Source organism: Aeromicrobium panaciterrae (assembly GCF_039537165.1).
Lineage (GTDB): Bacteria > Actinomycetota > Actinomycetes > Propionibacteriales > Nocardioidaceae > Aeromicrobium > Aeromicrobium panaciterrae.
Window position 1 is genome coordinate 3,143,817 of the sequence record NZ_BAAAZZ010000002.1, and the last position, 11,278, is coordinate 3,155,094.

General features: G+C 66.2%; 15 protein-coding genes. 12 read left to right on the forward strand and 3 right to left on the reverse strand.

The window, feature by feature from the left end; all coding sequences use genetic code 11:
* The first annotated feature begins 65 nt into the window (after window positions 1-65).
* The 7 genes from ABD683_RS16415 (at window position 66) to ABD683_RS16445 (ending at window position 4,317) form a co-directional block, all read left to right on the forward strand.
* Window positions 66-656, forward strand: a complete 591-nt coding sequence (locus tag ABD683_RS16415; protein ID WP_344771146.1) for a TIGR03086 family metal-binding protein — start codon at window positions 66-68, stop codon at window positions 654-656.
* Window positions 653-1,324 (forward strand): alpha/beta fold hydrolase, encoded by a 672-nt coding sequence (locus ABD683_RS16420; RefSeq protein WP_344771147.1) that lies wholly within the window; start codon window positions 653-655, stop codon window positions 1,322-1,324. The genes ABD683_RS16415 and ABD683_RS16420 overlap by 4 nt, the downstream gene beginning before the upstream one ends.
* Window positions 1,325-1,342: 18 nt before the next feature.
* Window positions 1,343-1,714, forward strand: coding sequence for a VOC family protein (locus ABD683_RS16425; protein WP_344771148.1), 372 nt, complete (start codon window positions 1,343-1,345; stop codon window positions 1,712-1,714).
* Window positions 1,715-1,813: 99 nt separating this feature from the next.
* Window positions 1,814-2,164, forward strand: coding sequence for a YciI family protein (locus tag ABD683_RS16430; RefSeq protein WP_344771149.1), 351 nt, complete (start codon window positions 1,814-1,816; stop codon window positions 2,162-2,164).
* A gap of 41 nt (window positions 2,165-2,205) precedes the next feature.
* Window positions 2,206-2,556, forward strand: coding sequence for a YciI family protein (locus tag ABD683_RS16435; RefSeq protein ID WP_344771150.1), 351 nt, complete (start codon window positions 2,206-2,208; stop codon window positions 2,554-2,556).
* Window positions 2,553-3,794: an RNA polymerase sigma factor gene (locus tag ABD683_RS16440; RefSeq protein ID WP_344771151.1), complete on the forward strand. Its 1,242-nt coding sequence runs from the start codon at window positions 2,553-2,555 to the stop codon at window positions 3,792-3,794. The genes ABD683_RS16435 and ABD683_RS16440 overlap by 4 nt, the downstream gene beginning before the upstream one ends.
* A gap of 100 nt (window positions 3,795-3,894) precedes the next feature.
* Window positions 3,895-4,317 carry a DUF6069 family protein gene (locus ABD683_RS16445; RefSeq protein WP_344771152.1) on the forward strand — a complete coding sequence of 141 codons (423 nt, stop codon included), beginning with the start codon at window positions 3,895-3,897 and terminating at the stop codon, window positions 4,315-4,317.
* Window positions 4,318-4,362: 45 nt separating this feature from the next.
* On the opposite strand, the gene ABD683_RS16450 is transcribed toward ABD683_RS16445, so the two are convergent.
* From ABD683_RS16450 to ABD683_RS16460, 3 genes are all read right to left on the reverse strand, one after another.
* Window positions 4,363-4,944, reverse strand: a complete 582-nt coding sequence (locus ABD683_RS16450; protein WP_344771153.1) for a DnaJ family domain-containing protein — start codon at window positions 4,942-4,944, stop codon at window positions 4,363-4,365.
* 81 nt (window positions 4,945-5,025) lie between these two features.
* Complete coding sequence (locus ABD683_RS16455) at window positions 5,026-5,853, reverse strand: SCO6745 family protein (RefSeq protein ID WP_344771154.1); 828 nt, start codon at window positions 5,851-5,853, stop codon at window positions 5,026-5,028.
* On the reverse strand, window positions 5,846-6,088 hold the full coding sequence (locus tag ABD683_RS16460; RefSeq protein WP_344771155.1) for a hypothetical protein: 243 nt from the start codon (window positions 6,086-6,088) through the stop codon (window positions 5,846-5,848). Before ABD683_RS16460 ends, ABD683_RS16455 begins: the two co-directional genes overlap by 8 nt.
* A 205-nt stretch (window positions 6,089-6,293) precedes the next feature.
* Here ABD683_RS16460 and ABD683_RS16465 point away from each other — a divergent pair, with 205 nt between their 5' ends.
* The 5 genes from ABD683_RS16465 to ABD683_RS16485 all read left to right on the forward strand — a co-directional run.
* Window positions 6,294-6,707, forward strand: coding sequence for a YciI family protein (locus ABD683_RS16465; protein ID WP_344771156.1), 414 nt, complete (start codon window positions 6,294-6,296; stop codon window positions 6,705-6,707).
* 14 nt (window positions 6,708-6,721) lie between these two features.
* Window positions 6,722-7,879: an RNA polymerase sigma factor gene (locus tag ABD683_RS16470; protein WP_344771157.1), complete on the forward strand. Its 1,158-nt coding sequence runs from the start codon at window positions 6,722-6,724 to the stop codon at window positions 7,877-7,879.
* A gap of 506 nt (window positions 7,880-8,385) precedes the next feature.
* A complete protein-coding gene (locus tag ABD683_RS16475) occupies window positions 8,386-9,027 on the forward strand; it encodes a GntR family transcriptional regulator (protein WP_344771158.1) in 642 nt (213 codons plus the stop codon).
* Window positions 9,028-9,165: 138 nt separating this feature from the next.
* The gene (locus tag ABD683_RS16480) at window positions 9,166-10,287 is read left to right on the forward strand and encodes an ankyrin repeat domain-containing protein (protein WP_344771159.1); all 1,122 of its coding nucleotides are present in this window, start codon (window positions 9,166-9,168) and stop codon (window positions 10,285-10,287) included.
* 360 nt (window positions 10,288-10,647) lie between these two features.
* The coding region (locus tag ABD683_RS16485) for a DUF222 domain-containing protein (RefSeq protein WP_344771160.1) at window positions 10,648-11,278 on the forward strand (631 nt) is incomplete at its 3' end.

Genomic DNA, 11,278 nt, shown 5'->3' on the forward strand with positions numbered 1-11,278 from the left:
CGAGCTCGGCGAGTGCGTCGCTCGTACGTGGGATTTCAGTCACCCGGGCGTCCTAGGATCGCCACATGGAACCGGCCGTGGTGCTTGAACGCTATCGACGTCGTGCCGATGCATTCGAGGCACTCGTCGCGGCCACCAGTGACAACCAGTGGTCAAACCAGTCGCCGTGCGAACGGTGGGACGCCCGGGCGGTTGTCGACCACATCGTGACGATGCAGGACGTGATGCTCCGGCCTCTCGACCTCACACCCACGGACGGGCCGAGCGTCGCCGACGACCCACTCGGTGCCTTCCGACGAGCCCGGGCGGATGTCGAGGCGTTGCTGACAGATCCGGTCCTTGCCCACCAGATGACGTCGACTCCAGCGGGTGATCTGGGCGTCGCGGACATGGTCAACCAGGTGGCGAGCCAGGACCTCGTGCACCACGCCTGGGACCTCGCCAAGGCAACGGGACAGGACGCCACCATGAACGCCGACGATGTCGTCGAGCTGTTGCCGGTCGTCGAAGCCCTTCCGCCCGAGGTCTACATACCGGGTGCCTACGGTCCCGGCATCGAGGTACTCGGGCCCAAGGTGCCGGTGCCCGAAGACGCCTCGCCACAGGATCGGCTGCTCGGCCTGCTCGGTCGCGATCCGCACTGGGCGGCGCCGTGAAGCCGACCTTCGTGCTCGTTCCAGGGGCCGGCGGCATGGCGTCCTATTGGCACCTCGTCGTCAAGGAGCTCGCGAGCCGCGGGTACGCCAGCGTCGCTGTCGACCTGCCGGGTGATGATCCCGCGGCGGGGCTGCCCGAGTACGTGGACATCGTGGTCGATGCTGCGGCAGGCATCGGCGACGTCGTCGTGGTCGGCCAGTCGATCGGCGGCTTCACCGCGTCGTGGGCGGCGCAGCTCATACCGGCACGACAGCTGGTCCTGCTCAACGCGATGATCCCGCTGCCGGGCGAGACCGCAGGGGAGTGGTGGGGCAACACCGGCTCCGCCGAGGCCAAGCGCGCCTTCGACATCGAGCAGGGCCGAGATCCCGACGCGCCGTTCGACGACGAGGTGTTCTTGCACGACGTGCCTGCCGGCAACCTCATCGATGAAGAGGCGCGCGACGAGACCGACACGATCTTCGAGGCGCCGTGGGGACTCGACACTCCGCCGGACGTGCCCATCCGGGTGCTGGCGGGAGTCGATGACCGATTGTTCCCGCTGGAGTTCCAGCGGCGCGTGGCGTTGGAGCGATGGGGTGTCCACATCGAAGAGGTGCCGGGTGGCCACCTCCCGGCACTGAGCCGCCCGATTGAGCTGACGGAGTCCCTCATACGGGGACTCTGATGATCCCAGAGGAGTGTCATGCCTGATTTTCACCGTCCTTTCAGTGGTTTCTCGGTCGACAACACGGAACGGGTCAGGTCGTTCTACACCGAGGTGCTGGGCCTGACCGTCACGGAGGGCAACGGCATCCTCCACATCGACCTGGGCGACGACCATTCCGTGATCGTCTATCCCAAGGGAGACGCGCACGTGCCCGCGACGTTCACGGTGCTCAACCTTCCGACCGACGACGTCTCGGCCGCCGTACGCGACCTGGCCGACAGGGGCGTGGAGTTCGAGCGGTACGACGGCATGCCCCAGGACGAGGAAGGCGTCATGAAGGGGCACGGTCCAGACATCGCCTGGTTCAAGGATCCCGCCGGCAACGTGTTCTCCGTCATCGCGTCATAGAAAGTTCGAGAAACTTCGGCGAGGGTTGTCGTATCGGACCTGCTCCGTTCGTGGGTTGGGTGAGAGGCAGTCAACCTGGCTGCCGCGAAGGGATGTGAGATGCCCCAGTTCATGCTTGCCGTGCACCCACCGCAGGAGGTCTACGACCATCCGCACGAACGCATCCAGGAGCAGTGGAACAGCACCGAAGTGTTCAACCAGGAGATCGTCGACGAGGGTGTCTGGGTGTTCACCGGTGGACTCAAGCGCATCGAGGCGGCCACCACGGTCGACGCCACCGGGCCGACCGTCATCACGACGGACGGGCCGTACGCCGAGACCAAGGAACACCTCGGTGGGTTCTGGGTCGTCGACGTCCCCGACCTGGATGCCGCCCTCAAGCTCGCCGCCCGTGCCTCGAAGGCCTGCGGTGACGTGGTCGAGGTCCGCCCCTTCCAAGAAGGCGAGTGACCTCCGGTCACTCGCCTCACCCAACTCACAAGGAGAACACCATGACGCAGTACCTGCTCGCCGTTCACTCCAGCAACGAGGACTATGACCGGCCGCTGGAAACCATCCAGCCGATGTATGACGCGACCGAGGCGTTCAACCAGAGGATCATCGCCGACGGCACGTGGGTGTTCGGCGGAGGACTCCAGAAGGCCGAGTTCGCCAAGACCGTCGACGGGCGTGGTGATGACGCCGTCGTCACCGATGGGCCGTACGCGGAGACCAAGGAATATCTCGGTGGCTTCTGGGTCATCGAGGCCCCTGACCTGGACGCGGCACTCAAGATCGCCACCGATGCGTCCAGGGCATGTGGCGCCACGGTCGAGGTCCGCCCGTTCGAAGACGGCGAGTGACCCACGCCGACATCCGAGCGGAGATCGACCGGATCTACCGCGAGGAGTATGGCCGGGTGGTGGCTTCGCTGGCACGGCGCTTCGGGGATCTCGACATCGCCGAGGACATGGCCGGCGAGGCCCTCGTCACAGCCATCGAGCGTTGGCCGGCGGACGGCATACCGCCCAACCCCGGCGGGTGGCTCACGACAACCGCAGCCAACCGTGCCATCGACAAGATTCGCCGCGAGAAGGTTCGCGACGCCAAGCACCAGGCAGCCATGATGATCCAGGACGACACACCTCACGAGCCGACCGGACCGGTCGAGGACGACCGGTTGCGCCTGGTGTTCACCTGCTGCCATCCGGCGCTCGCTCCGGAGGCGCGGGTGGCGCTCACCCTCCGCCTGCTCGGCGGACTCACGGTCGACGAGATCGCGCGGGCGTTCCTCGTCGCCGAGACCACCATGGCGCAGCGCATCACCCGCGCGAAGGCCAAGATCAAGGACGCCAACATCCCGTTCCGCGTTCCCGAGCGGGGTGATCTCAACGACCGGCTTTCCGCCGTGCTCGCGGTCGTCTACCTGGTCTTCAACGAGGGCTATCTCGCCAGCTCAGGTGACGACCCGATCCGGTCCGACCTCACCGCCGAGGCGATCCGGTTGGGTCGCATCCTGCGGCAGCTCCTGCCCGACGAGGGCGAGGTCGCCGGCTTGCTGGCGCTGATGCTGATGACCGACGCACGCCAGGAGACGCGCGTCGCCGGGGGAGAGCTGGTCACCCTCGACGAGCAGGATCGCAGCCGCTGGGACCGCGAGCTGATCGCGGAGGGGCACACGCTCGTACGCGAGTGCCTCCACCGCGTGGCACACACCGAGACCCGTCCCGGCGCCTACCAGATCCTGGCGGCGATCAACGCGGTTCACACTGACGCCAACGAGGCCCGTTCGACCGATTGGGGACAGATCGTCGCGTTGTACGACCAGCTCATGGAGGTCGCGCCCACACCTGTGGTCGCGCTCAACCGGGCCGTCGCCATCGCCGAGATCGATGGCCCGGACGTCGGTCTCGCGATCGTCGAGAAGCTCGACCTCACCGGCTATCACGCGTGGCACGTCGCACGCGCCGAGCTGCTTCGGCGGCTGGGACGCAGCGAGGAGTCCCGTACGGCCTACGACGCCGCGATCGCCGCCACCGACAACCCGGCGGAAGTGGCTTACCTGATTCGTCGCCGAGGCCAGGTCAGCTCACACAAATAGTCGGAAAAATGTTGCGTCGGCTGTCGTATCGGGCCGAGGTCATTCGTGGTCCTGACAGAAGGCAGCAACGGGCTGTCTGATCCACACACAGGAGCACGACATGACCATCACCGCACCCACGACGACTGCCACCGTCACGACCCGCACCAACCTCTGGCGCCCGACCGCTGCAGCGGCAGTGGTTGCCGCCGCTGCGAGCACCGCCGTCGCGGCTGTCACGCACGCCGCCGGCGTCTCGCTCGAGATCGAGGGGGAAGCCATTCCGCTGATGGGCTTCTTCCAGATGGTGCTGATCTTCACGTTCGTCGGCTTCCTCATCGCCTGCGGCCTCCGCCGGTGGGCGGCCAAGCCGCGGCAGACCTTCGTGCGTACCTGCGTGGCCCTGACGGCGGTCTCGTTCGTCCCGGACGTCCTGGTCTCGGCGGCCACCAGCACGCGCCTCACCCTGATGGCGACGCACCTGGTCGCCGCGGCGATCGTCATCCCGGTCGTCGCCGCCCGACTCAGCACCACGCGCGCCTGACGTGCGACGCAAGGGCCGGACCTCGATCTGAGGTCCGGCCCTTCGTCACGTCGTGTCGCGGCCCATCAGCCGCTGCCACCGGGTAGCGGTTCGGCGCTTCTCGACCGCCTCGGCCTTGATGCGGGCGAATCGTTCGGCCCGGCGCGCCTTCCACGCCTCCAGCTGCTCCTCGACGTCGCGCAGCGCAGTGATGACGGGCGGGCCGCCCTGGAGCTGTCGTCGTGCGTCGATGATGCGGGCGTTGAAGTCCTCGAGGATCCTCCTGACCTCGGCCGGACGGGACTCGCGGTCGAGCGTCGCGTCGAGGTCGGCATCCTCCTTGCGGAGTGCCAGAGCCGGCGGCAGGACCGAGATGCGCTCGCGCTCGATCAGCCGTTTGATCCACCAGTCGGGGTCGTACGGCTGGTCGATCCCGGGGATGGGCTTGCCGGCACCCGGGAGGTTGTCGAACTCGCCGCGACGCATGGCCTGCTGGAGCTGGATCTCGACCCACGCGGCGCGATGATCGTCCTGGTTGGCCCGTCGTCCGCTGTCGTCCGACTCGTCCTCGGGCAGTTCGGCGGCTTCCTGCTCCAATCGCAGCACATATTCGTGCCGCTTGCGGTCGCGAGCGCTGCCGTCACCCATGTCCCCAGCCTAGAACCCGTATCAAGGGGGAGGGGAGTGGCTGGTCGTGGTCCCGTACGGGCCCCGTGACGGGACCGCCGACTACTCAGAGCCGACGGCTGCCAACGAGGCGGAGACCGGTTGGAGCCCCGTCGTCAGATCGTCGATCTCGGCGTCGGTGAGCACGTCGTACGCGGGGGAGGCGAGCTGGTCGGTCAGCGTCTCGACGCGTTCCTTCGTCGCCTTGCCGGCATCAGTGAGCCAGCCGTCCTGACCGATCAGCCCCCGATCGCGCATCCCGTCGATCACCGCAGCGAGCCGTGGGGAGGGCAGGTGATGCACACGGCCGAACTTCTCCGCCGGCATCCCCATGGAGAGTGCAAGGAGGACGTGGCACTCCGTGCCGTTGATGCCCTCGGCCATCAACGCGGCGATGTGGCCGTCCCCGCGGTGCTCGCGCAGCAGGTTGGCCGCGTGCCACAACCGTTCGACCGGTTCGCCGGGGATGGGCAGCCGGGTGAGAGCGGCGTACATCGGCCGCCCCTCCGTGCGCCCGCTGGTCGCCGCCCTGAGCAGCAGCTCCGTGGCGCCGGTGACGGCAGGGGAGTCGAGCAGGTCGCCGGCGATCCGACGTATCGCGGCTGCGCAGCCCTGCTGGCGCAGCGTGATCGCTTCATCGGGCGTGATCGAGTCCCAGACCTTGGGGATGTGGCGCGCCACCTCGCCGTCGGCGAAGTTGTAGAACAGCGCGTGAACCACGTCGGCGGACGTGTGGCCCAGGGGAGCGGCGCGTCCGGCGAAGTAGGCATCCCAGTAGTTCGTGAAGCGATTGGCCATCACCGTCTCGGTAGGCTCGTGCGCCTGGTACGCGACCAGAGCGATCGGCTCGGTGAGCTCGAACATGCGTCGTCCCAGAGCGGCGTCAGACATGGAGCGAAGGCCTGTACGTGAGCACCTCGGAGTCCACATCGCTGGAGGCCAGCATCTGGGCGAACTCGCGGTGCGTGTTGGCGCCGAAGACCATGCGCTGAGGCCGCTCGTACTGAGCGAGGCGGTGATCCAGCAGCTCAGGGCCCTGCTTGCCCCAGTAACCGGTCCAGTTGCCGGTGGCAGACCCACATCCATCGAGGCTGGAAAAGATGTCGAACGTGTAGGTGGCGGTCATCGTGAACTCCTTCGGGCGACAGCTCCATGCTGCCTTCTACCCATTCCACGAATCGGATCACCCACATACGACACCTCCGGCGGACAGGGTTGTGTCGGGCGCCAACCAGGAGAATCTTTGTTCGGGTCGGATGTCGAGAAGCCCCAGCTGGCGCCGTCCTTGGTGCACACGCGACCACCACGGTCGCCAAACGAAGGAGACACTCATGGCCAAGTACCTGCTGCTCAAGCACTACCGCGGCGGTCCGGCGCCGATCACGAAGATCGAGCCGATGGACGAGTGGGCACCGGAGGATGTCGATGCGCACGTACAGTTCATGCGCGACTTCGCCACCAAGCTGCAGGAGTCGGGCGAGTTCGTGAACCACGAAGCCCTGTCACCGGAGGGCACCTTCGTGCGTTATGGCGGCGAGGGCAAGCCGCCAGTCACCGACGGTCCATTCGCGGAGACCAAGGACCTGATTGCCGGATGGTTGATGATTGACGTGGGTTCGTACGAGCGCGCCATCGAGGTTGCAGGGGAGTACTCGGCAGCACCCGGCCCTCGTGGCGAGCCCATCCAGGAGTGGCTTGAGGTCCGTCCGTTCTACGGGATCGGGCCGATGCCCGACAGCGTGTGACGCACAGGGGAGCAATGGACGAAGGGTTGCTGCGGGAGCTGATTCCCGCGGTGACCGGCGTCCTCGTACGTCGTGGAGCCGACTTCGCGACGGCCGAGGACGCCGTACAGGAGGCTCTGCTTCGCGCGCTCGCCACCTGGCCGAATGATCCGCCAAGGGACGCAAAAGGGTGGCTGATCACGGCCGCGTGGCGCAAGTTCCTGGACGCCACGCGGGCGCAGAGCTCTCGAAGTGCCCGTGAGCTCCTGGTGGCAGCCGAACCGCTGCCAGGGCCGACGGACGACGCGGCTGACACCCTGCAGCTGTACTTCATGTGCGCGCATCCGTCGCTCACACCATCGTCGGCAGTCGCGCTGACGCTTCGAGCGGTCGGAGGATTGACGACACGCCAGATCGCGGAGGCCTACCTCGTACCGGAAGCGACCATGGCCCAGCGCATCAGCCGGGCCAAACGCACCGTGTCGGGTGTGCGATTCGACGATCTCGGAGACATCGCGACGGTCGTCCGCGTGCTCTATCTGGTCTTCAACGAGGGCTACAGCGGCGAAATCGACCTCGCAGAAGAGGCGATCCGGCTGACCCGTCAGGTCAGGTCGATCACCGACCACGAGGAGACCTCGGGCCTGCTCGCGTTGATGCTGCTGCACCACGCGCGACGCGAGGCTCGTACGACCCCAGACGGGACGCTCGTACCGCTGGCGCGTCAGGACCGCACCCTGTGGGACACCGCAATGATCGCGGAGGGCGTGGCGATCCTCCAGTCGGCGCTCGACAAGGACCAGGTCGGAGAGTTCCAGGTGCAGGCCGCGATCGCAGCCCTGCATGCCGACGCACAGACGTTTGAAGAGACCGACTGGGTGCAGATCGTCGAGTGGTATGACGAGCTTGTTCGTCTGACCGACAATCCCGTGGTGCGTCTCAACCGAGCTGTGGCTGTGGGGGAGGCAGACGGGGCGCTCACCGGACTCGCTGCGCTCGAACAGGTGGATCCAGAGGTGCCCAGATATCGAGCTGTCGAGGCGTACCTCCGCGAGCGTGCCGGCGACGTGGCCGCCGCAGCTCGGCTGTACGCCGCAGCCGCTCGAGCCGCCACGAATCTTGCGGAACGTGACCACCTGACCAGGGAAGCGGCTCGACTCAACAGCTCAGCTCTGCGGGAGAGGGGCTTTTGAGCCTCTGTCCGTGCGAATCACCATTACTTGACATAATGTGCATTATCGGACAAAGGTGCAGAAACAGGGTTACACGGGGAATCTCCGATGTTCGCCCCGTTCAGGCGCTCTGCCAGGCGTGAGCCAGTCCACTGTTCGTCGTCCGAGACGTCGTCGAGCACAGGCAACCAGTCAGGAACGACATCCGACGGAGTTTCACCGTCGTCGATCTCAGCAATTGATCGTCCCGTCAGCGAAGGACGTCTACGGTGACCGTGAGCCCGTCTCGGCGCACGACACGACGCATTTTTCGGAGAATTGTTGCTGGGAGCTGCGACACCTGACGTTGTCTCGGCCGTGTGCCAGCGACTTATCGATCGACGATCTCCTTGTGCTCGACACTCCGCCGTGAATGCCTGAGAGCAGGACTCGGCGCTCATGGTCGACGTGTGCGTACTTGAGCGAGGTGTCCTCCTGCGCTGACTCTCCACGAGGCGACGTTTGGATATTTGGTATACCGTTTTGGTATGCCAGATTCCCCCACGCCGTACCGGCCGAAGCGTGACGACGTACGCGACGCGATACGCGAACGCATCATCAGTGGTGCCCGCGTGCCCGGCAGTCGCCTAGTCGAACGGAAGATTGCCACCGAGCTGGGTGTTTCGCGCATTCCGGTGCGCGAAGCCCTCCAGGCGCTCGTCGCCGAAGGATTCGCCGTCGACCGGTCCACCCGCGGGATTGCCGTGCGGGCATACGACGCAGCAGAGATCGCCGAGCTGGCCGAGGTCGGCGCGGCGCTGGAACGCGTGCTGATCGGATCGATGACGCTCGACAAGGAGGGCTTGGCACGACTTCGCGCTGTGCTCGACGAGGCCAAGAACGCGATCGACGCCGGTGACGCGGTGGCCGCTGTGGCCGCGAACGGCCGGTTCCACGGCGTCCTCGCATCGCTCGGCGAGGGCACGATCGCGTACGAAGTGTTCGCGACCGTCGCTGAACGACGGCGGTGGCTGCTCGCGCAGCACTCGGAGCCAGCACCGATCCACGCCGAGCACCTGGAGCTGTACGAAGCCCTCGCAGCGGGTGACCGTGCACGGGCGCAGCAGATCGCCGAACACCACGCCACGACCACCGTGGAGCACGCGCTCCGTGCCAGAGAGCAGCAATGAATGAACGTCCGTACGCCCATTGCCACCGCCATCGCTGTGCTTCTGTTCGCCGGGTGCGGCTCAAGCGCGCCAGACAAGCCGGACGCCACTGCAACACCAACGCCATCGGCGACGTCCTCTAGTCCGGAGAATCCCTACATGAACCTCGACCAGAAGGAGCTCGACAAGGCACTCATCGCCGCGGCGTGGGACAACGACGTCAAGAAGTCGCGCCTGCTGATCGAAGCCGGCGCCGACGTCAACGCCAAGGACAAGACGGTGCAGAGCGCCTATCTCATCGCCACCAGTGAGGGCTACCTCCCGCTGCTCGAGCTGACGCTGCAGCACGGCGCCGACGTCAAGAGCCTCGATTCGTGGGACGGCACGGGTCTGATCCGGGCGAGCGAACGTGGTCACGCAGGCATCGTCGGGCGGCTGCTGCAGGCCGGCATCGACGCCGACCACGTCAACAACCTCGGCTGGGTCGGGCTCCATGAGGCGTTGGAGTTCGCCAAGCCGGATCGTACGGCCGACTACATCGATACGGTACGGGTGCTGGTCGCGGGCGGAGCCGACGTCGAGATCGCGGCGCAGCGCGACGGCCGTACGCCGGTCCAGCTGGCACGGAAGCACGGACTGGACACGCAGGAACGAATCCTTCGCGAGGCGGCGGATGCCACGACGGTCAGCCAGGCGACGGCGAACGAGCGCCTGCTCGCGGCGGCCAAGCGCGGCGATGCCGATGCAGCGGCCCTGGCCCTGAGGGCCGGTGCCGACCTCGAGGCGCGCAACAACCTGGAGCAGACTCCCCTGCTGCTCGCATCGGCCAACGACCACGTTGACGTTGCTCGACTGCTCGTCGCGCTCGGCGCCGATCCGGACGCGCTCGACCATCAGCACGACACCCCGTGGCTCGTCACCGGCGTGACCGGGAGCGTCAAGATGCTCGAGGCACTCCTCCCCGCTCACCCCGACATGACCATCAAGAACCGATTTGGCGGCCTCTCCCCCATCCCGGCCGGCGAACGGGGCCATGCCGCCTACATCAAGAGGGTCGTCACGGCGGGCGTCAACCTTGACCACGTCAACGATCTCGGCTGGACCGCTCTGCTCGAGGCAGTCATCCTCGGAGACGGCTCCAAGAAGTACGTCGAGATCGTCACCACACTGGTCGCCGCGGGCGTCGACACCGGGATCAAGGACAAGGACGGCCGTACGGCGCTCGACCACGCGAAGGCGAAGGGCTACACCGCGATCGTGCAGGCGCTCGAGAAGGCCTAGCAAGCGAACGCAGGTTGTTCTTCCTGCGTCGTCCGCCTTGCGGCTCTCGTTGCGTGGTTGGTCGGTTGAAGAGCGCACATGCAAGGGCGCGGGCTTGGTTTGTGGACAGGCTGGTCCGGCGGCTTGCCTTGTGGACAAGAAGGCCTAGCAAGCGCGAACGCAGGTTGTTCTTCCTGCGTCGTCCGCCTCGCGGCTTTCGTTGCGTGGTTGGCAGGTTGAAGAGCGCACATGCAAGGGCGCGGGCTGGGTCTGTGGAAGGACTCATTCGCGACCCAACTTGTGGACAAGAACCTCTAATTTTCCTTGAATTCACAGGGTTTTCCACTGGTCATCGAAAGTATGTTCTAGTAGGTTTGAAACATGGGAATTCAGCCGACGATCGAGGCGATGCGCACAGCCGCGCAGACCCTCACATCGGGTGACACCCGGTCCAAGCTGCACGCCGTCCAAGCCGCACAAGATGCCCTCGATGCCACGAAAGCTCTGCTGCTGGCAGAGCTCGACGTCACGAAGGACTTTGAGCTCGACGGCGCCTCAACCCTCAATGCGTGGGTGCGCACCCAGCTGCGGATGAACGCCGGACAGGCCACCACCCTGGTCAAGAACGTCCACGCGTTGCGTGACCTGCCGCTGCTGGCCGACGCCGCGTTGTCAGGGGAGGTCAGTGCGGCGCATGTGCGGGTGTTCGCCTACGGGCTCACCCACGTGGGTTTGGAGCCGATGCGCCAGTTCGAGGACGTCTTCGTCCAGGTCGCCAAGGATCACGAACCGAGCGAACTGTTCGAAGCGGTCAAGCATTTGAAGGACAAGGTCCACCCCGAAGACCTCGACGCCGCGTGGGAACGCGGCATGGATCGCGAAGACGTCTGTGTCGACGCCGTCCCCGACGGCTGGCACGTGAGCGGGTTCCTCAACACGGTCACCGGTGCCAAGCTCAAGAAAGTCCTCGATTCGGTGTCCGCGCCCCGCGACAAAGACGACACCCGCACCG

What these genes read in the sequence shown, in the direction of transcription:
- ABD683_RS16470 (WP_344771157.1), top strand. Translation starts at nt 6,722, where the DNA reads ATGGACGAAGGGTTGCTGCGGGAGCTGATTCCCGCGGTGACCGGCGTC.
- ABD683_RS16435 (WP_344771150.1), top strand. Translation starts at nt 2,206, where the DNA reads ATGACGCAGTACCTGCTCGCCGTTCACTCCAGCAACGAGGACTATGAC.
- ABD683_RS16415 (WP_344771146.1), top strand. Translation starts at nt 66, where the DNA reads ATGGAACCGGCCGTGGTGCTTGAACGCTATCGACGTCGTGCCGATGCA.
- ABD683_RS16425 (WP_344771148.1), top strand. Translation starts at nt 1,343, where the DNA reads ATGCCTGATTTTCACCGTCCTTTCAGTGGTTTCTCGGTCGACAACACG.
- ABD683_RS16460 (WP_344771155.1), bottom strand. Translation starts at nt 6,088, where the DNA reads ATGACCGCCACCTACACGTTCGACATCTTTTCCAGCCTCGATGGATGT.
- ABD683_RS16480 (WP_344771159.1), top strand. Translation starts at nt 9,166, where the DNA reads ATGAACCTCGACCAGAAGGAGCTCGACAAGGCACTCATCGCCGCGGCG.
- ABD683_RS16475 (WP_344771158.1), top strand. Translation starts at nt 8,386, where the DNA reads ATGCCAGATTCCCCCACGCCGTACCGGCCGAAGCGTGACGACGTACGC.
- ABD683_RS16450 (WP_344771153.1), bottom strand. Translation starts at nt 4,944, where the DNA reads ATGGGTGACGGCAGCGCTCGCGACCGCAAGCGGCACGAATATGTGCTG.
- ABD683_RS16445 (WP_344771152.1), top strand. Translation starts at nt 3,895, where the DNA reads ATGACCATCACCGCACCCACGACGACTGCCACCGTCACGACCCGCACC.
- ABD683_RS16430 (WP_344771149.1), top strand. Translation starts at nt 1,814, where the DNA reads ATGCCCCAGTTCATGCTTGCCGTGCACCCACCGCAGGAGGTCTACGAC.
- ABD683_RS16455 (WP_344771154.1), bottom strand. Translation starts at nt 5,853, where the DNA reads ATGTCTGACGCCGCTCTGGGACGACGCATGTTCGAGCTCACCGAGCCG.
- ABD683_RS16465 (WP_344771156.1), top strand. Translation starts at nt 6,294, where the DNA reads ATGGCCAAGTACCTGCTGCTCAAGCACTACCGCGGCGGTCCGGCGCCG.